The 17,845-nt window shown below is 39.3% G+C and carries 24 protein-coding genes; all 24 read right to left on the bottom strand.

Annotated elements, in window-relative coordinates; translation table 11 throughout:
* Positions 1 to 8 precede the first annotated feature (8 nt).
* Positions 9 to 1,682 carry a BglG family transcription antiterminator gene (locus tag QM877_RS08600; RefSeq protein ID WP_414318151.1) on the bottom strand — a complete coding sequence of 558 codons (1,674 nt, stop codon included), beginning with the start codon at positions 1,680 to 1,682 and terminating at the stop codon, positions 9 to 11.
* A gap of 166 nt (positions 1,683 to 1,848) precedes the next feature.
* Complete coding sequence (locus QM877_RS08595; protein WP_075230987.1) at positions 1,849 to 2,556, bottom strand: L-ribulose-5-phosphate 4-epimerase; 708 nt, start codon at positions 2,554 to 2,556, stop codon at positions 1,849 to 1,851.
* A gap of 1 nt (position 2,557) precedes the next feature.
* Positions 2,558 to 3,421: an L-ribulose-5-phosphate 3-epimerase gene (locus tag QM877_RS08590; protein WP_414318150.1), complete on the bottom strand. Its 864-nt coding sequence runs from the start codon at positions 3,419 to 3,421 to the stop codon at positions 2,558 to 2,560.
* A 3-nt stretch (positions 3,422 to 3,424) separates the two neighbouring features.
* Positions 3,425 to 4,090, bottom strand: coding sequence for a 3-keto-L-gulonate-6-phosphate decarboxylase UlaD (locus QM877_RS08585; protein ID WP_049548839.1), 666 nt, complete (start codon positions 4,088 to 4,090; stop codon positions 3,425 to 3,427).
* A 16-nt stretch (positions 4,091 to 4,106) separates the two neighbouring features.
* Positions 4,107 to 4,592, bottom strand: coding sequence for a PTS sugar transporter subunit IIA (locus QM877_RS08580; protein ID WP_001049925.1), 486 nt, complete (start codon positions 4,590 to 4,592; stop codon positions 4,107 to 4,109).
* A 76-nt stretch (positions 4,593 to 4,668) separates the two neighbouring features.
* Entirely contained in the window at positions 4,669 to 4,950 is a 282-nt protein-coding gene (locus QM877_RS08575; RefSeq protein ID WP_000241466.1) for a PTS sugar transporter subunit IIB, read from the bottom strand.
* 23 nt (positions 4,951 to 4,973) lie between these two features.
* Complete coding sequence (locus QM877_RS08570) at positions 4,974 to 6,431, bottom strand: PTS ascorbate transporter subunit IIC (RefSeq protein WP_060956301.1); 1,458 nt, start codon at positions 6,429 to 6,431, stop codon at positions 4,974 to 4,976.
* A 118-nt stretch (positions 6,432 to 6,549) separates the two neighbouring features.
* The gene (locus tag QM877_RS08565; protein WP_414318149.1) at positions 6,550 to 7,185 is read right to left on the bottom strand and encodes an HI_0552 family protein; all 636 of its coding nucleotides are present in this window, start codon (positions 7,183 to 7,185) and stop codon (positions 6,550 to 6,552) included.
* Positions 7,186 to 7,238: 53 nt separating this feature from the next.
* The gene (gene jag / locus QM877_RS08560; RefSeq protein WP_414318148.1) at positions 7,239 to 8,213 is read right to left on the bottom strand and encodes an RNA-binding cell elongation regulator Jag/EloR; all 975 of its coding nucleotides are present in this window, start codon (positions 8,211 to 8,213) and stop codon (positions 7,239 to 7,241) included.
* 14 nt (positions 8,214 to 8,227) lie between these two features.
* Positions 8,228 to 9,055 carry a YidC/Oxa1 family membrane protein insertase gene (locus QM877_RS08555; protein ID WP_414318147.1) on the bottom strand — a complete coding sequence of 276 codons (828 nt, stop codon included), beginning with the start codon at positions 9,053 to 9,055 and terminating at the stop codon, positions 8,228 to 8,230.
* Positions 9,030 to 9,401 carry a ribonuclease P protein component gene (gene rnpA / locus QM877_RS08550; RefSeq protein WP_414318146.1) on the bottom strand — a complete coding sequence of 124 codons (372 nt, stop codon included), beginning with the start codon at positions 9,399 to 9,401 and terminating at the stop codon, positions 9,030 to 9,032. Before rnpA ends, QM877_RS08555 begins: the two co-directional genes overlap by 26 nt.
* Before the next feature lie 329 nt (positions 9,402 to 9,730).
* Positions 9,731 to 11,068, bottom strand: coding sequence for a PFL family protein (locus QM877_RS08545; protein WP_045762468.1), 1,338 nt, complete (start codon positions 11,066 to 11,068; stop codon positions 9,731 to 9,733).
* A gap of 9 nt (positions 11,069 to 11,077) precedes the next feature.
* Positions 11,078 to 11,344, bottom strand: coding sequence for an ACT domain-containing protein (locus QM877_RS08540; protein ID WP_000644115.1), 267 nt, complete (start codon positions 11,342 to 11,344; stop codon positions 11,078 to 11,080).
* Positions 11,345 to 11,809: 465 nt separating this feature from the next.
* Positions 11,810 to 12,196 carry a 50S ribosomal protein L17 gene (gene rplQ / locus QM877_RS08535; RefSeq protein ID WP_000331493.1) on the bottom strand — a complete coding sequence of 129 codons (387 nt, stop codon included), beginning with the start codon at positions 12,194 to 12,196 and terminating at the stop codon, positions 11,810 to 11,812.
* A gap of 11 nt (positions 12,197 to 12,207) precedes the next feature.
* Positions 12,208 to 13,143 carry a DNA-directed RNA polymerase subunit alpha gene (locus QM877_RS08530; protein ID WP_000568996.1) on the bottom strand — a complete coding sequence of 312 codons (936 nt, stop codon included), beginning with the start codon at positions 13,141 to 13,143 and terminating at the stop codon, positions 12,208 to 12,210.
* 42 nt (positions 13,144 to 13,185) lie between these two features.
* The gene (gene rpsK, locus QM877_RS08525) at positions 13,186 to 13,569 is read right to left on the bottom strand and encodes a 30S ribosomal protein S11 (RefSeq protein ID WP_001118385.1); all 384 of its coding nucleotides are present in this window, start codon (positions 13,567 to 13,569) and stop codon (positions 13,186 to 13,188) included.
* 17 nt (positions 13,570 to 13,586) lie between these two features.
* Complete coding sequence (gene rpsM, locus QM877_RS08520) at positions 13,587 to 13,952, bottom strand: 30S ribosomal protein S13 (protein WP_000090783.1); 366 nt, start codon at positions 13,950 to 13,952, stop codon at positions 13,587 to 13,589.
* Between the two features lie 17 nt (positions 13,953 to 13,969).
* On the bottom strand, positions 13,970 to 14,086 hold the full coding sequence (rpmJ, locus tag QM877_RS08515; RefSeq protein WP_001808836.1) for a 50S ribosomal protein L36: 117 nt from the start codon (positions 14,084 to 14,086) through the stop codon (positions 13,970 to 13,972).
* A 24-nt stretch (positions 14,087 to 14,110) separates the two neighbouring features.
* Positions 14,111 to 14,329: a translation initiation factor IF-1 gene (infA, locus tag QM877_RS08510; protein WP_001029883.1), complete on the bottom strand. Its 219-nt coding sequence runs from the start codon at positions 14,327 to 14,329 to the stop codon at positions 14,111 to 14,113.
* Between the two features lie 117 nt (positions 14,330 to 14,446).
* Positions 14,447 to 15,085 (bottom strand): adenylate kinase, encoded by a 639-nt coding sequence (locus QM877_RS08505; RefSeq protein ID WP_001050432.1) that lies wholly within the window; start codon positions 15,083 to 15,085, stop codon positions 14,447 to 14,449.
* Between the two features lie 155 nt (positions 15,086 to 15,240).
* On the bottom strand, positions 15,241 to 16,551 hold the full coding sequence (secY, locus tag QM877_RS08500) for a preprotein translocase subunit SecY (protein WP_315640121.1): 1,311 nt from the start codon (positions 16,549 to 16,551) through the stop codon (positions 15,241 to 15,243).
* A 12-nt stretch (positions 16,552 to 16,563) separates the two neighbouring features.
* Entirely contained in the window at positions 16,564 to 17,004 is a 441-nt protein-coding gene (rplO, locus tag QM877_RS08495; RefSeq protein ID WP_000766079.1) for a 50S ribosomal protein L15, read from the bottom strand.
* A 146-nt stretch (positions 17,005 to 17,150) separates the two neighbouring features.
* Positions 17,151 to 17,333: a 50S ribosomal protein L30 gene (gene rpmD, locus QM877_RS08490; protein WP_000057243.1), complete on the bottom strand. Its 183-nt coding sequence runs from the start codon at positions 17,331 to 17,333 to the stop codon at positions 17,151 to 17,153.
* Positions 17,334 to 17,346: 13 nt separating this feature from the next.
* Complete coding sequence (gene rpsE, locus QM877_RS08485; protein ID WP_000874203.1) at positions 17,347 to 17,841, bottom strand: 30S ribosomal protein S5; 495 nt, start codon at positions 17,839 to 17,841, stop codon at positions 17,347 to 17,349.
* Between the last annotated feature and the right edge of the window lie 4 nt (positions 17,842 to 17,845).

The raw sequence follows: 17,845 nt of genomic DNA, 5'->3' as shown, positions 1-17,845 counted from the left end.
TGTGATGTTTATGATTCATCTAAAAAAGCTTGGATAACTAATTCTTGGTTGATTAAAAGTTGAATTTCTTCTTGTAATTTTGCCGCTGCATGTTTATCAGATATATAGGTGCCGATAATGGTTGATAGATTATCCTTGAAGGTTCGACCGTCTTTTCTAAGAACCTTATTCTTCATAAAGTCTGTTATGCGTAAAATATCTTCTGCCTCAAGTATAGGATTTACCTTTAGCACTGGGAAGCGACTCTCAAGTTCATCGTTGGTTGTGATCAGTAAATCAACCTGAGTAATATCCTCCACGCTTTTGAACTGCTCAGTTGTAAAGACAGCCCCAATCTGTTCATTTGGAAGATAGAAGCGACATTGTTTGAGTAAGAGTTTAGAAACGCCCACTCCTTCATCACACACAATATAAATCTTCTTGGTATTGTTTTGAATAGATGGAGTATACCTTAAAAAACCTCCAACGTGAATGGTCAAATAGGCAATCTCATCATCCGTCAATCGAATCTGCCAGGTTTCTTCTAGTACTTCAGCACATTTTTTTGTAATTACGAAAAGTTCACTATACTTGGAACGAATCTGCCGAGTTAAAGGATTTTTTGAGAAGATCCCATAATTTTTTCTAAATAGTAGAGCCTTACAATGAATCACAAGATTTCTCAGTAAATCTTCTTTCTGTTCAATCTCCATTCTGGTTTGGGATTCAAAATACCAAATAAACTCTTCTAAAGCCATTCTCAAATGCTGAAAATCTTTACTTTCTGCATGGATGTCTCGATCTTTTCGATAGGATAACAAAAGAATGGCTAACAGAGATCTATCTAATTCTGAAAATGAGATTCCAAATGTTTCAAACAAGCGCTCTCCTAGTTTTTTAGATACCTGATATTCAATTCTCTTTCGAATCAATGAAAACTCTTGCTCAATTTCTTGGTGTTTGTCCTGATTACGAGTAACAGTATCACATCCAAGTAGCAGATAGGGGAGGACCTGTAACATAAAAGTGACTTCGTGATGGTTTATTTTTTTCCCCAAATCCTGCTCAACCAATGGAACCTGTTTTTTAAGAAATTGATTGACCTCATCGGAAAGAAGCATCTCACCGTCTAATCGTTCCTTGATTTTTTCCTCTAAAATAGCAACAAAGGCTGGATTTTCCTCCATAAAGATATGATAGAGAAGGGATTGAAGATACTGGATTTTATTAAGAGGATGTGCATTTAGATAGTAACCGCGAGATTTACTAACTTGAAGCGTTACTTGATACTGCTCTAGTGTCAGCTGGTAACGAATAGTATTTAAATCATTTAGGACCGTATTTCGAGAGACTTCTGTTAATTCCATGAGTTTTTCAAGCGTGATTCTCTCTTTGGAAATACCAATCAGAAGGAGCATCAGCTGCATCCGCTCGTTGGCACTCATGATGTAATCATAAGAATCAACTTCGTCTAATAATTGACGACAAGCTTCTCTTTGTTCATCGGTCAAGTAAATACCAATCCGAGGCAGACTGATGATATGCAACTTCTCATCATTCAAAGCATCATTGATTTTATCAATGTGATAGTAGATTTTTCTTCGAGATTGAGCTAGATCTTTTGAAATCGTCATAATCGTTTTGGACGTTTCTTGATCCATCAAATATTGAAGCAAGTCACAGCTCGCCTTATCTAAAACCATAATTCATACTCCTCTATTTGTCAATCGCTTCCAAAACAACTTTATAATGGTATCACATTCGTACAGACTTTGCAATTATATGCTGTAAACTCTTAACAGTGGATACTGACAACTACAAAAGCGAGGCTTGGATCGAAAGGTCCTAGCCTCTTTTCAATTCAATTTCTTATTTCTTTTGACCGTAATAAGCATTTGGTCCATGTTTACGTTGGTAGTGTTTTTCTAGGATGTACTGAGGAGCAGGTTCAACTCTTGGATTGATTTGCTCTGTAAAGCGATTCATCTTAGATACTTCCTCTAATACAACAGAGTGATAGACAGCATTCTCTGGGTTTTTGCCCCAGGTGAATGGACCGTGATTACGTACGACAATCCCTGGTACTTCAACAGGGTTGAGACCACGACGTTCAAACTCTTCTACGATAACTAGGCCAGTGTCTTTTTCATAGGCTACTTCTACTTCATCCTTAGTCAAACTACGAGCGCAAGGGATTGAACCGTAGAAATAATCCGCATGGGTTGTTCCATAGAAAGGAATATCACGACCTGCCTGAGCCCAACCAACGGCTTCAGTCGAATGGGTATGGACCACACTAGCAATCTCTGGCCAAGCCTTATATAACTGCACATGAGTTGGAAGGTCAGAAGATGGTCTTAAATCTCCTTCTAGAACCTTGCCATCCAGGTCAGTTACCACCATATTTTCAGGTGTCAATTCGTCATAATCTACACCTGATGGTTTGATAACAATGACACCGAGTTCGCGATTGACTTCCGATACATTGCCCCAGGTAAATTTAACAAGTCCATGTTTTGGCAATGATTGATTGGCATCACAGACTCGTTTACGCATATCATTAATTACTTGATTCATCTTACATCAGACCTGCTTTCTTAATAAGTGGGTAGAGAAAAGCTTGCGCTTCTTGAATGGCTGCGCGTGTTTCTTCTACAGTTTCACAATTTTCAGACCACATTTCGATTAGGAAAGGTCCATTATAATTGGTTTGCTTTAAAATATCGAAAGCTTCTTCCCATTTGACACAACCTTGCCCGAAAGGTACATCTCGGAATTGTCCCTTTGAACTTTCTGTCACTGCATAAGTATCCTTGAGATGGAGAGCTGCGATGGCATGATGGCCAAGATAAAATTCACTGTAGACATCATTATGCCAGGCAGACACATTCCCAATATCTGGATATACAAAGAGGTATGGAGAGTCAATTTCTTTCTCTATAGCCAAGTATTTTTCGATGCTATTGATGAAAGGATCATCCATAATTTCGATGGCAAGTACCACCTGAGCTTCTTCTGCCCAGTCACAAGCTTTTCTCAAATTTTTAATAAAACGTTGGTGTGTTTGGGTAGACTTTTCCTCATAGTAAACATCGTAACCAGCTAATTGAATCGTACGAACTCCCAAATCCTGAGCTAATTCGATACATTTTTTCATGAGTTCCAGAGATTTTTCCTCTAGAACTAGATCATTTGATCCCAATGGGTAACGACGATGGCCTGAAAAACAGATAGAGGGAATACGAACACCAGTTTCATAGATCGCTTTGACAACTTCCAAGCGCTCTTCCTTGCTCCAGTCAAGTCTTGCTAAGCGCTCATCACGTTCGTCAATAGACATCTCGACAAAATCAAAGCCTAACTCCTTGGCAAAATTTAAACGTTCTAGCCAAGTAAAGTGAGTCGGGGTTGCCTTTTCATAAATTCCAATTGGACGTGCCATGGTTTACCCCCAAATTCGTTTGATTTCATCCTTGAAGGCACGCGCTGCTCCTGCTGGATCCGCAGCCTCCGTAATTCCACGACCTGCGATAAAGGTAAAGACATCAACGCCTTCAAAGAGTTTGAGAGTATCTACATCTAGACCACCTGTTACAGAAACACGGAAGCCCATGTCAATGAGTTTTTTAACCTTATTAAGGTCTTTTTCACCCCAAGTTTCACCAGCAAGAAGGGCATCACGAGATTGGTGATAGATAGCTTGTGAGATACCTGCATCTAGCCAAAGCTGAGCTTGTTCAAAAGTCCAATCACCATAAAGCTCGATCTGGATTTCGCCTCGGTCCCCACGTTCAGCCTTGATAGCCTTTAGAGCGGCTTCCATAGTAGGGATGGTTGCACAACAGATACAAGTCATCCAATCTGCTCCACGAACGGCATTATTTTTGGCAACTGTTCCACCAGCATCAGCACATTTTGTGTCTGCTACAATAATCTTATCTGGGAAAAGGCTACGTAAGACTTCAACCAGTTCACTTCCAACTTGAAGCAAGCAAACAGTTCCAGCTTCGATAATATCTACTTCCTGACCAACAGAAACAGCTGCTTTAATCGCTCCTTGCAAGTCTGAATGGTCTAATGCAACTTGTAAATTAGGTATTCTTTTTGTCATTTCTTTATTCCTCTTTCTAACTTTCCAAATCCAATCCTTCGAGATAAGGGCTATCCTTAGATTCTTCAATCATCGCCAAGACATCTTCTTTAGTTTGGCAAGCCTGTAAACGTGCAATAGAATCTTCTAATTCAAACAAGGCAATGATTTGTGGAATGGCTACACTTGTGTGAATTTTTGAACTTGTTGCTGCTAATGCAAGCAAAACAGAGACCTCTTTCCCATCTGAAAATACAACAGGATTTTGTAAGGTAATCAATGAAAAGGCATCTCTTTGCACTCCAGCTTCTGGTCTAGCATGGGGCATGGCCATACCTGGCATTAAGATATAGTAAGGGCCATACTCTTCAGTTGATTCGATAATAGCATCGTAATACTCTGGCAAAATTGCCCCACTTTCAATCAAGGGATCTACTGCTACCTTGACTGCTTCTTTCCAATCCTTAGCCTCTAACCCTAGTCGGATCGAGTCATTGTCAATTAAAGCTTGTTTTAAATTCATATCTGCCTCCTTTATTTAAAGAGGGAGAAGGACAGAAACGATAACTCTCAGTTTCTGTCCAGCCCCCTCCAACCTTTTACTGTAGTGCTTGACTGAGTTTTTCAGTGATTTCTTTATCATCCATCAAGTTGTCAAGCCCGATTAACTTCCCATTAGTCCGACCTTCCAATTCTTGGATTAAATGAAGAGAAGCGATTACGATGTCATAGCCTGCTGCTAAACCTTTTGCTTCACCAACACTGCATGAATTGACTGTAAAGTCTGTTTGATTAAGCTTACGGAGGGCATTTTCAACCTTCATCTTGATAACCATAGATGAACCCATTCCATTTCCGCACGCTGCTAATACTTTAACCATTTTATTTTCTCCTTTTCTAGATACTAAGCTTCTTCTTGAACTTCACCGTTATAGTATTTTTCTTTATCTTTTGCTTTGGCAAATTGAAGTTGAGGAATAACAAGCAAGAAGAGACACACAAGTACATAACCAACAATACCGAGGTATTTGAAGATATAGCCAAATCCAAGCCATGGGAATTCAAAGTCGATATTTCCATGGTAACCACCGTAAGATGCTAAGTCGAGAAGGGCCACACAAAGAGCTCCTAGAGCAACTTGAAGGACACCTGAGATGAAAGATAGGATAACGGCTGCTTTCCATCCGCCACGCTTATCAGCATAGACCGCGATGGCGGCATTATCAAAGAACACTGGTACAAATCCTGTAATAATAAGGACAGGGTTTTTAAAGACGATGAGCAAGACAATTGTGATCAATTGACCAATCAAACCAAAGGCAAATCCTGACAAGACCGCATTTGGTGAACCAAATCCATAAGAAGCCGCAACGTCAACCGCTGGGAATGAACCTGGCAACAATTTGTTTGAAATACCTTGGAAGGCATTTGTCAACTCAGATACGAACATGCGGACACCTTGCATCAAAACGAACAAGTAAACTGAGAAGGTGAAGGCTGTTTGGATAATGTACATAAAGAAATCTTGTTTAGCAGGATTGAATAGAGTTCCTGAAGTGATGACTTCTTTATTAGACATAATGTCTGGACCCAAGATTAAAAGAATAGCTCCGAAGAATACGAGCATCAAGGTAGCAGAGGCAACAACTGTATCATGGAAGATTGAGAGGAACTTAGGCAATTTAAGATTGTCTAGACTTTCTTCTTTCTTGCCAAAGCGTCCTGCCACTTTATCTACAAACCAGATTGCAAATTGTTGTTGGTGACCAATCGCAAATCCGCCACCACCAGTCAAACGTTGAGTTGCCTCAACAGTCATATTTGAACTAACTGCCCAGTAAAGGCCACAGATGATACCGATTGCTGCTGTACCATAAGCATTTCGCAATTGTGGGACTAAGAATAGAACCATAAGAGATACAGTCGCAGCTTGTTGTACCATGATGTGACCAGTAATAAAGAGGGTTCTTACTTTCGTAATCTTGCGTAGAGCTACAAGCAGGATATTTACTCCAAAACCGATCAATAGAGCTGTAGTTGCAGTTCCGACGAAATCTGGAAACTCAGCTGCAATTTTGTTGTTTGCTGCAGCCAGTCCAAAGTAAGGGTCAATAACCGCTGCACCAATTTGGAATTTGTAGTTAAGGGCTGCCAAGATTGGACGGAAGGTTGTAACCAAACCACCAGCACCCACGTTGAGCAACATATAGCCTACTGTTGCTTTAACGAAACCTGAGAAAACGTCATGAGCAGGTTTTTTCAAAAGTGCATATCCTATCAACACCAATAAACCTACGAAAAATGCGGGATTCTGCAAAATATTGCTAGAAAACCAATTTAGAACACTTGAAATGACTTCCATAATTGTTCTCCTTTTGAATTGTTTTTGTAAGTTTATTATATAATGTGAAAACGGAAACAAAAAGACCAAGAATTACACAGCGGACTGTTCACTCTTGGACTGTATGATTTATGATATTTTAATAATCGTCCGATTTTCTCGTAGCTAGATAAACGGGAAGAATTGTTTCATAAGATTCCAGTAGGGCTTCTAGGATTTCTTCTTCAGATGAATTTTCTGTCACTGGAACATCTATCTTCACCAAAACTTTTCGGACTTCCTGATGGGATAGTTTTTCTCTTAAAATTTGACGATTTTCCTCAGTAGCCTCAATCTTGTGACTTTCTCCATTTGAGTAAGCTAGATAGTAAATCCCGTCTACCACTGGAACTTCTAAAACCTTGGCTTGTTTGTCTAATGTTCGCTCATCCTTCTTACGTTCAATAAAACTCACTTCTAGTGAAACTCCAAAATCAGAAGGACTTCCATACAAACGAAGGGCTAACATAGGCTCCGTCACTTCCCCTTCACGCTGTAAATAAGCCCAGAAATGTGGTCGCAAACGTTGGGCTTGATTCATCCACTGACTCGTTCCTTGCAGTATCCATTCTGGATGCCTTGCTTGAAAAGCCTTGGCCAGTTCTGTAAAAGCTTTCCTAGCTTCCTGTCCCTTACTCCTCAAATAAAGCATTTTCTCCGCATCTTGTCCTGCCTTCTCTGGTTTTTGATACTGCAAACCAGAGAAAGCTAGATAGTCTCTCATTGTATTCAACATAGGATTAACCTCCCTTAGCTAGCAAAAAATCAGGGAAGCCCTGATTCTCTATTTTATTCTGTATCAACAACGACATAGCGATTTGGTTCATCGCCTTCTGAATAACTAGTGACACCTTCCATACGTGAAATAATACGATGGATAATTTTACGTTCGCTGCTAGACATTGGATCAGTCACCTGACTACGCCCCTCTTCTAGGACACGTGTAGCTAACTTCTGTGCATAACTTTGCAAGACTTCTGCACGGTGTTCTACATAATCATTAACATTGATGGTAATATAGAAGGTTCTTGAATAGCGGTTATAAAGATAATTTTGCGCTAAAAGCTGGAGAGATTTCAAAACCTTACCATGGTAACCGATAATACGGCCCGGTTCATTAGTATCAATTTGCATATTGATAGAACGGCGATTTGAGGTACTTGAAATTGCTCCCTCAACATCCATATCATCAATAATACCTTGAACATAGTTGGTCACTTCTTCGACCACCTGGTCAATATCATAGGTCGGTTCAATCTTCAAACCTAGATTTTCTAAATCATCATTCTGCTCGACTTCTTCCTGCTCTTCCTGCTCTTCCTGCTCTTTAGATTCTTCTGGCAGTAAATCTTTTAGAATGGCAATATGACCAGTCTCCTCTAAAATTGTACTAGCCTCTTTCTCATTTTTTAGAATTTCGGCCTTAACCTCTTCAGAGATCCCTTGTCCTTCTTCCTCGATTCTCTTGATTGCTTCAACAACATGCCCTAAGTCTACGGTTGCCTCACTAACAGTCTTAACTGGTTCATTCTTGGCATTAACTTCCTTAGGAACCCCCTTGACTGCTTGCTGATTTGCCTTAACGACAGTTGTCTCACTAATAGCTTCGATATCCACTTGCGCTGGTTTCTTCCCAAAAAGACCAAAGAATCCTTTTTTCTCCCTTGATACGACCTTAATATGCGCCTTCATTCTCGGAATATTTAATTCCTTCAATCCCGTCTGGATCGCTTCTTCAACCGTTGAACCTGTAAATAATACCATTACAAGATTCCTCCTTACTTTTTCTTTTTCTGTGCTTTCTTGAGAGCTTTTCTCTTCTTGATTTCTAAATCCTTCTTAGCCTGTACTCCCGCCTCACGCTCTGCAATAATCTTGAATGGATTGTTGAGCAGATAGGTTTGGAGCACCTGATAAGCATTGGATACCGCCCAGTATAAGGCAACCCCACTTGGTGAATACATGGCAAAGAAGAAAATCATGACTGGCATTGCATACATCATTCCTATCATGGCGCCATTTTTCTCAACCATGGCCTTATTGGATAACCAGGTGCTAAGGAAAGTAAAGATAGCTGCCAAAATAGGCAAAACAAAAGTCGTATCAACACCACCAAGGTTAATCCATAAGAAATGACCCGTTTTTAGAAATTCTACCCTACTCAAAGCTTGGAACAAGGCCAACAAGACTGGCATTTGGATTAAGATTGGCCAAAGAGAAGCTGACTGTTTGACACCATGTTGCTTGAACAACTGACGCATTTCTTGATCCAACTTGGTACGGCTCTCCATATCCCGTCCCGGATAACGTTCTCGCAACTCCTTAACCAGTGGTTGTACTTCTTGCATCTTTCTAGATGCCACCATTTGTATCTGAAAGACTGGTAAAAGAATGGTTCTGATTAGAAGGGTAAATAAAATAATCCCCAAACCAATACTTGTATCAAATGATAAAAAGCGAATGATTTCAGCAAAAAAATAAACAAATTTACTCCAAAAATCTGTTGATTCAGCTGTAATCTCACTCGGCGTACCACTAGCCGTGCAGGCGCTCATCACAAACAAAGCAAGCACCATTAAGCTAGTCAACTGTAATTTCTTTTTCACTCCCATTTCCTTCCTGGTAAATCTTTGATAACTTTAATACGTGAAGTAGATTTTTTTCCATTTCCGCGTAGTCCAAGATTTCAACACCTTTTCGAGCAATCACAACAAAATCTACGTTTTCAACCAGCTGATTTTTATGTTCAATCAGAATATGTCGAATTCTTCTTTTGATCCGATTCCTCATGACAGCGTTTCCTAATTTTTTACTGACAGATAGACCAACTCGAAAATGCTGTTCATTATTTTCTAATCGATAAATAACAAATTTACGATTAGCAAAACTCTCCCCTTTTTTAAATATTGCACTAAAATCTTTCTCTTTTTTTACACGAAAGCGTTTTTTCAAAACTCAACTCCATCTATTAAAACTACTACTATTATACCATAATTTTTCAAAAAGCCAATCATAGCAAGGTTTTAGCCCATTTTACAGAATGAAAAAACTGGTTTTATCCTTTAAATCATCTTATTTTTGAACAAATTTACAAATTTGAACATGCTATTTTCTTTATTTTCTCTTGAGATAAAACAAAAGTCACCCTTTGGAGTGACTTTTGTAGGAGATTATTATGAAAAAGTTAGGATTTCTATTAAATAAAGTTAGGAGGTCTTTATTTAATGATTATAGTATACCTGTCTATCCTTAAACCCAACTTAAACAGATTCAATTTCTTTTTAATTTTTAAAACTATGGATTGGAGCTGGGATTTGCCCCCCACGTGCAATGAAGTCAACAGACGAGGCACCGTTAACTTTCATGACCGGAGCCGTTCCTAGAAGGCCACCAAATTCAATCATATCGCCTTCTTTTCCTTTTGGAATAATACGTACAGCAGTTGTTTTCATATTGATGACTCCGATAGCAGCTTCATCCGCAATCATTGCTGCAATTGTTTCTGCAGGTGTATCTTCAGGAATGGCAATCATATCCAAACCAACTGAACAGATAGCCGTCATAGCTTCTAGTTTTTCCAAATTAAGGGAGCCATTTTGCACAGCAGCAATCATTCCCTCGTCCTCAGAAACTGGGATAAAGGCACCAGACAAACCACCGACTTGGTTGCAAGCCATAACTCCGCCCTTCTTAACTTGGTCGTTCAAGAGAGCCAAGGCAGCAGTCGTTCCATGAGTTCCAACTGTTTCCAGTCCCATCTCTTCAAGGACACGGGCTACAGAATCACCCACTGCTGGAGTTGGAGCCAAACTCAGATCGACAATTCCAAAATCAACTCCAAGTCGCTCACTAGCCATTTGACCGACTAATTGACCAATGCGGGTAATCTTGAAGGCTGTCTTTTTAACAGTTTCAGCAACAACATCAAAGCTCTGACCACGAACCTTTTCCAAGGCACGTTTAACAACACCTGGACCAGAAACACCGACATTGATGATGACATCTGCTTCTCCTACACCATGAAAAGCGCCTGCCATAAAAGGATTGTCCTCTACCGCGTTGGCAAATACAACCAATTTAGCCGCCCCCATATCAGATAAAGAAGCTGTTTCCTTGATAATGCGCCCCATATCCGCTACTGCAGTCATATTGATGCCCGATTTTGTAGAACCGATATTTACTGATGAACAAACCTTATCCGTTTCTGCTAAGGCACGAGGAATAGAGTTGATGAGAATCTCATCGCCTTTTTGATAACCCTTTTGTACCAAGGCTGAAAAACCACCAATGAAGTCAACACCAATTTTTTTCGCAGCTTTATCTAGTGCTTTAGCTAAGACTACATAATCCGTCGCATCGGTAGCAGCACCAATCAAGGAAATTGGAGTTACTGACACACGTTTATTCACAATAGGAATTCCTAACTCAGCCGCAATTTCATCTCCAACAGCCACTAAATTAGCTGCTTTTGTAGTAATCTTTTCATATATTTTGTCCGCAGCACGATTGATATCTGGATCGATACAGTCCAAAAGGGAAATCCCCATGGTAATGGTTCTAATGTCAAAGTTTTGCTCCTCAATCATTGCGATTGTTTCGGTAACTTGTCTAATATCCATAAATACCTCCTAGATATTGTACATAGCATCAAAAATAGCCGCACTTTGAATATTGATTTTGACATTCAAAGTCTGACCAAAAACCTCAAATTCGTTTCTAAGATGAGTAAAATCTTGTTTTTCATCACTAGATACCACAGCCATCATAGTAAAGAATTCGTCCAAGACTGTTTGTGAGATATCATCAATATTTAAGCCTAATTCAGCAATTTTTGTCGCAACACCTGCAACAATTCCAGATTTATCTTTACCAACAACAGTAATAATAGCTTTCATGATTAAACTCCATTTCTAACACAGAACGATATCCATTTTGGACAAAAATAAAATGAAAAAGGAGGATAGAGTAACTAAATCACTTAATAGTGAATAATTATCCAAGTTGAAACCCTAAAAAAAATCTCTTAGTTGATCTTGTACCAGGCTAATATTTTTTACCAAGTCGCTAGTTTAGAACTTAAAACTGATAATTTATTGGCACATAATCTCTTTATAGAATATTTTTGAAAAAATGAACATTGTTGATTTTCTTTTTCAATAGTATAGCATATTTCTTACTAAAATACTCAAAAACGCCTGCTTACGAAATTGTTCTTAAGTAAAAAACAATTTCGTAAACAAGCGTCTACCTTACCATCTTATGATGAGTGTTCCCGCTAGGACATAAGTCCTAGCGGTAGACCAGAGCTAGACTAAGAGCACAAGACTCCATCATCATAACACTCAACAAAATTGATGATTTTATACTAATTCGATGATCGCCATTGGCGCTGCATCACCACGACGTGGTTCAGTCTTAAGGATACGAGTGTATCCACCGTTACGCTCAGCATAACGAGGTGCGATTTCTGAGAACAATTTTTGAAGTGCTGTAGTAGAAGTGTACTTATCAGTTGCTTCATCATAGTTTTCAGATGCGATTTCATTACGTACGAAAGCAGCTGCTTGACGACGTGCATGCAAATCACCACGTTTACCTAGAGTAATCATTTTTTCAACAGTTTTACGGATTTCTTTAGCACGAGCTTCAGTTGTCACGATTGATTCGTTGATCAAAAGGTCAGTTGTCAAATCGCGAAGCATTGCTTTACGTTGTGAGCTAGTGCGTCCTAGTTTACGGTAAGCCATTTATTCCTCCTTTATTTATCTTTTAATCCAAGACCCAAATCAATGAGTTTGACTTTCACTTCTTCCAAACTCTTGCGTCCAAGATTTCTTACTTTCATCATCTCTGCTTCAGATTTTTCTGTCAAATCATGCACAGTGTTGATACCGGCACGTTTCAAACAGTTGTATGAACGCACAGACAAGTCAAGTTCCTCAATCGTACGTTCCAAAATACGGTCGTCCGATTCAGTATCAGCTTCTTTCATCACTTCTGCTGACTTAGCAATCTCTGTAAGATTTGTAAACAAATCAAGGTGCTCTGTCAAGATACGTGCTGAAAGCCCTAAAGCATCTTCTGGAATAATTGTTCCATTAGTCAAGATTTCAAGGGTTAATTTGTCGAAACCATCATTGCTACCTACACGAGCAGGTTCAACTTGATAGTTGACTTTTGTAACTGGTGTATAAATAGAATCTACAGCAAGTGTTCCAACTGGTGCATTATCTTTTTTGTTTTCATCAGCAGGTACATATCCACGACCACTGTTAACAGTCATTGTCGCTTTTAGAGAAGAACCTTCACCGATTGTAAAGAGATAATGATCTGGATTTACAATTTCAATGTCGCTATCTGTCAAGATATCTCCAGCTGTAATTTCAGCAGGACCTTGCACATCTAGTTCAATGATCTTTTCGTCTTTAACGTAAGATTTTACTGCAATACCTTTGATGTTCAGAATGATTTGCATCACGTCTTCGCGAACACCCGGAACTGTATCAAATTCATGCAATACACCTTCGATATTGATAGATGTTACAGCAGCCCCTGGAAGAGAAGCTAGAAGTACACGACGAAGAGAGTTACCAAGTGTTGTACCGTAACCACGTTCAAGCGGTTCGATTACAAACTTGCCATAATCTTTATTTTCATCAATTTTTGTTATATTTGGTTTTTCAAACTCGATCATTTAGTTACTCCCTCTTAAACGAAAAGCAGTGTAAGGTTATGATTATACACGGCGACGTTTTGGAGGACGAGCACCATTGTGTGGCACTGGAGTCACATCACGAATTGCTGTTACTTCAAGACCAGCGGCAGCAAGAGCACGAATAGCTGACTCACGACCAGAACCTGGACCTTTAACAGTAACTTCAACTGACTTAAGACCGTGTTCTTGTGCAGATTTAGCAGCAGCTTCAGAAGCCATTTGAGCAGCAAATGGTGTAGATTTACGAGAACCTTTGAAACCAAGAGCACCAGCTGATGACCAAGCAATTGCATTACCATGCACATCAGTAATCATAACAATAGTGTTATTAAATGTAGCGTGAATATGAGCAATACCAGATTCGATATTCTTTTTCACACGACGTTTACGTGTTGGTTTAGCCAAGACTTTTACCTCCTATATTATTTTTTCTTACCAGCAATCGCAACAGCTTTACCTTTACGAGTGCGAGCGTTGTTTTTAGTGTTTTGTCCACGGACAGGAAGTCCACGACGGTGACGGATACCACGGTATGAACCGATTTCCATCAAACGTTTGATGTTCAAGTTAACTTCACGACGAAGGTCACCTTCAACTTTGATTGCATCCACTTCACGACGGATAGCATCTTCTTGATCTGGTGTAAGGTCGCGAACACGTACATCTTCTGAAATTCCAGCAGCTGCCAAGATTTTCTTAGATGTTGGAAGTCCGATACCGTACACATAAGTCAATGAAATTACTACGCGTTTGTCATTTGGAATGTCAACTCCAGCAATACGAGCCATGTTTTCTCCTTTCTATCTTATCCTTGACGTTGTTTGTGTTTTGGATTTGCTGGGCAAATTACCATAACACGACCATTACGACGAATTACTTTACAGTATTCGCAAATTGGTTTGACCGATGGTCTTACTTTCATTTCTTATCCCTCCAAGTTTTTCGATTATTTAAAGCGGTAAGTGATACGTCCACGTGTCAAGTCATATGGACTCATTTCGACAGTAACACGATCTCCCGCTAAAATACGAATATAGTTTTTACGAATTTTACCAGAAACTGTTGCTAAAATCTGATGTCCATTTTCAAGTTCAACCGTAAACATTGCATTCGGCATAGTATCAACTACTTTACCTTCAACTTCAATCACATCGTCTTTTGCCACGCAAAAGTACCTCCATAAATTTCGATTTGATGCCTCTAGACACAGAGACAACAATTATAAGTCAGACTAATTCAGTATAACATTTGTAGAGACATTTTGCAAGCATGAAAAACGCTTTTATTTCAATTTTGTCAATACTTTTTCGATATCTGCAAAGACATCATTGATATCTTGGTTTCCCTCGATATCATGTACTAAACCTTTTGCACGATAGTGGGCAATAATTGGTTCACCTTGGGCAATATTAACATCCAAACGACGTTTTACTGTTTCAGGTTTGTCATCTTCACGTTGATAGTAGTCTTCTTCTTTGTAATCAACTGGTGGGTTGAAAACTTTGTGGAAAGTTTCGCCAGTTTCACGGTGAATGATACGACCACTCAAACGCTCCAAAAGACAATCTGGATTTACTTCGATGTTAATAACACCTTCAAGCTCAATCCCTAATTCAGCTAAAGTTTTATCCAAGGCATGAGCTTGTTCAATTGTACGTGGGTACCCGTCCAACAAGAAACCAGTTTCTTTAATATCATCTTGTGAGAGACGCTCTTTCACGATACCATTTGTAACTTCATCTGGAACCAACTCGCCTTTGTCGATATAAGACTTAGCTAAGACACCCATTTCAGTTTGGTTAGCCATTGCCGCACGGAACATATCACCTGTTGAGATATGAGCAACATGGAATTGTTCAACAATTTTTGCTGCTTGTGTACCCTTACCTGCACCAGGTAAGCCCATAATCAAAAGATTCATGATTCAAACTCCTTTTTTGTTTTTAAATAGAAGCAAAAATTCATTTCAACTCCTATTTAAAAACAAAATAGAAGAGAGGAGATAAAAATCTGACAAGGTCTTTGATTTTTAAACTCCACTCTCTGAGCAATAGTGAATTTTCTTTTCTATTACAATTATTCTGTTGTATTCATGAAACCAACATACTTACGTTTCAATAAATAACCTTCCAACTGTTTAATTCCTTCAATACCTGTTGAGATAATGATCAAAAGACTTGTTCCCCCAAAAGCAACGACTTCTGAAAGACCGAATAAATCCTTAGCTACAATAGGTAAAATAGAAATAACACCTAGGAATAGGGAACCGACTGTTGCGAGACGACGAAGAAGTTTTGACATATACTCTTCTGTCCCTTTACCAGGACGGACACCGTGGATATAAGCACCGCTCTTTTGCAAATTTTCTGCTGCCTTCTCTGGATTAATCTGTACAAATGTATAGAAGAATGTAAAGAGGATAATCAACAGAGCGTACAGAGCGATACCTGTAGGGGCTGTTGTAGATAGCAACTCCTGAGCACTACGTACCCAGGCCCAATCAAGACCAGATGCACTTACAAATTGTAAAATTGCCGCTGGTGCTGCAGTAATCGAGCTAGCAAAGATAACTGGAATAACTCCTGCAGGGTTAATCTTCAATGGAAGATAGGAACTTGACGGTGCTCCTTGTGCTACCTTAGTATACTGAATTGGTATCTTATATTCAGCTTGTTGAACATAAGTTGTAAAGTAAACAATCAATAAGACTGCTATGATTAAGATAGCAACAAAAATGAGGGATGAAGTCAAGCGACTGCTTGGTACATTGACAAAGTAGTCAACATAAATTCCCTTGATCATATCAGGAATTGAAGCAACAATCCCCGCAAAGATGATCATGGAAACACCATTTCCATAACCCTTATCAGTAATTTGCTCTCCCAACCAAGTTACAATCATACTACCCGCTGTTAGGATTGCTCCAATCACAAGGAAAACTTGTGGTGTTAAAGGAACAGTCAAAAGTTTGGCTCCAGATAAAGCATTAAAACCAGCAGTAATTCCGATAGATTGCACGAATGCAAGAACAAGGGCAATATATCGAGTTGCCTGGTTCAACTTTCTACGACCAACTTCCCCTTGTTTGCCCCACTCTACAAACTTCGGTAATAAATCCATTTGTAAGAGTTGGACAACGATAGAAGCAGTAATGTATGGACTAACACCAAGTGCAAAAACTGAAAAGTTTTTCATGGCATTACCAGACACCAAACTTAACATATTTAGAAAAGATAGACCACTCAAAGCATTCAAGCTATTGGCATTCACCCATGGAACCGTAATGCTAGTCCCGATACGGAAGACAAAGACGATAAAAATTGTAAAAAGAATTTTTGATCGAACTTGCTTGACTTTGAAGGCTTCTCTCAATAATTTAAAAAACATAGGTCACCTCTCTTAGATGACTTCTACTGAACCACCTTTAGCAGTGATAGCTTCTTCAGCTGATTTAGAGAATTTAGCTGCTTTTACAGACAATTTCTTAGTCAACTCACCGTTACCAAGAATTTTGATACCTGATTTTTCAGCTTTAACAATTCCTGATTCGATAAGAACAACTGGAGTTACTTCTGCACCATCTTCAAAGACGTTCAATTGGTCAAGGTTAACAATTGCGTATTCTTTAGCGTTGATGTTAGTGAATCCACGTTTTGGAAGACGACGGAACAATGGAGTTTGTCCACCTTCAAAACCAAGACGTACTCCGCCACCGCTACGAGCTTTTTGACCTTTTTGACCACGACCAGATGTTTTACCGTTACCTGATGAAGTACCACGACCAACACGGTTACGAGTTTTACGAGAACCTTCTGCAGGTTTCAATTCATGAAGTTTCATTATATATTTTCTCCTCTTTTGTAAAATGCTAGCGCCGATAAGAGAGAAAAGGTTGTCTCTCCTATCAACTCGCCTATACGTTTGTCATCAAAGATGACTATATCTAGTTTTAGGGGATGGTATACTGCACATCCCCTAAAATTTAATTAGTTTACTTCTTCAACTGTTACCAAGTGAGATACTGCAGTGATCATACCACGTACTGCTGGGTTATCTTCTTTAATAACAGAGCTGTTCAATTTGCCAAGTCCAAGTGCTACAACAGTTTTACGTTGTGATGGAATGCGTCCGATTGGAGACTTAGTCAAAGTAATTTTAATTTGAGCCATTTTATCCCCTTTCTTATGCCAAATCAGAAACTGAAATACCACGAAGGGCAGCAACTTCTTCAGCGCGTTTCAATTGTTTCAAACCTTCAACAGTTGCGCGAACAATGTTGATTGGAGTATTTGAGCCAAGAGATTTAGATGTAACATCAGCTACACCTGCCAACTCGATAACGGCACGAACAGCACCACCAGCGGCAACTCCAGAACCTTCTACAGCTGGTTTCAACAATACTTTAGCTCCACCGAATTCTGAAATAACTTCGTGTGGGATTGTTGTTCCAACCATAGGAACTTCGATCAAGTTTTTCTTAGCATCTTCTACTGCTTTGCGGATTGCTTCTGGAACTTCTTGAGCTTTACCAGTACCAAATCCTACGCGACCGTTGTGGTCACCAACGACTACAAGAGCTGCAAAACGAAGACGACGTCCACCTTTAACAACTTTAGTAACACGGTTAACAGCAACTACGCGTTCTTCTAATTCAACTGCATTGTCTTTAAATGCCATTTTC

The sequence above is a fragment of the Streptococcus infantis genome, from assembly GCF_047463655.1.
GTDB lineage: Bacteria > Bacillota > Bacilli > Lactobacillales > Streptococcaceae > Streptococcus > Streptococcus infantis_Z.
The sequence above is the reverse complement of the archived record's forward strand: the minus strand, read 5'-3'. Positions and strand labels throughout refer to the sequence as shown.

Coding starts and splice junctions, on each gene's coding strand:
- QM877_RS08600 (WP_414318151.1), bottom strand. CDS start 1,682: ATGGTTTTAGATAAGGCGAGCTGTGACTTGCTTCAATATTTGATGGAT.
- QM877_RS08595 (WP_075230987.1), bottom strand. CDS start 2,556: ATGAATCAAGTAATTAATGATATGCGTAAACGAGTCTGTGATGCCAAT.
- QM877_RS08590 (WP_414318150.1), bottom strand. CDS start 3,421: ATGGCACGTCCAATTGGAATTTATGAAAAGGCAACCCCGACTCACTTT.
- QM877_RS08585 (WP_049548839.1), bottom strand. CDS start 4,090: ATGACAAAAAGAATACCTAATTTACAAGTTGCATTAGACCATTCAGAC.
- QM877_RS08580 (WP_001049925.1), bottom strand. CDS start 4,592: ATGAATTTAAAACAAGCTTTAATTGACAATGACTCGATCCGACTAGGG.
- QM877_RS08575 (WP_000241466.1), bottom strand. CDS start 4,950: ATGGTTAAAGTATTAGCAGCGTGCGGAAATGGAATGGGTTCATCTATG.
- QM877_RS08570 (WP_060956301.1), bottom strand. CDS start 6,431: ATGGAAGTCATTTCAAGTGTTCTAAATTGGTTTTCTAGCAATATTTTG.
- QM877_RS08565 (WP_414318149.1), bottom strand. CDS start 7,185: ATGTTGAATACAATGAGAGACTATCTAGCTTTCTCTGGTTTGCAGTAT.
- jag (WP_414318148.1), bottom strand. CDS start 8,213: ATGGTATTATTTACAGGTTCAACGGTTGAAGAAGCGATCCAGACGGGA.
- QM877_RS08545 (WP_045762468.1), bottom strand. CDS start 11,068: ATGGATATTAGACAAGTTACCGAAACAATCGCAATGATTGAGGAGCAA.
- QM877_RS08540 (WP_000644115.1), bottom strand. CDS start 11,344: ATGAAAGCTATTATTACTGTTGTTGGTAAAGATAAATCTGGAATTGTT.
- rplQ (WP_000331493.1), bottom strand. CDS start 12,196: ATGGCTTACCGTAAACTAGGACGCACTAGCTCACAACGTAAAGCAATG.
- QM877_RS08530 (WP_000568996.1), bottom strand. CDS start 13,143: ATGATCGAGTTTGAAAAACCAAATATAACAAAAATTGATGAAAATAAA.
- rpsM (WP_000090783.1), bottom strand. CDS start 13,952: ATGGCTCGTATTGCTGGAGTTGACATTCCAAATGACAAACGCGTAGTA.
- rpmJ (WP_001808836.1), bottom strand. CDS start 14,086: ATGAAAGTAAGACCATCGGTCAAACCAATTTGCGAATACTGTAAAGTA.
- QM877_RS08505 (WP_001050432.1), bottom strand. CDS start 15,085: ATGAATCTTTTGATTATGGGCTTACCTGGTGCAGGTAAGGGTACACAA.
- secY (WP_315640121.1), bottom strand. CDS start 16,551: ATGTTTTTTAAATTATTGAGAGAAGCCTTCAAAGTCAAGCAAGTTCGA.
- rplO (WP_000766079.1), bottom strand. CDS start 17,004: ATGAAACTTCATGAATTGAAACCTGCAGAAGGTTCTCGTAAAACTCGT.
- rpmD (WP_000057243.1), bottom strand. CDS start 17,333: ATGGCTCAAATTAAAATTACTTTGACTAAGTCTCCAATCGGACGCATT.
- rpsE (WP_000874203.1), bottom strand. CDS start 17,841: ATGGCATTTAAAGACAATGCAGTTGAATTAGAAGAACGCGTAGTTGCT.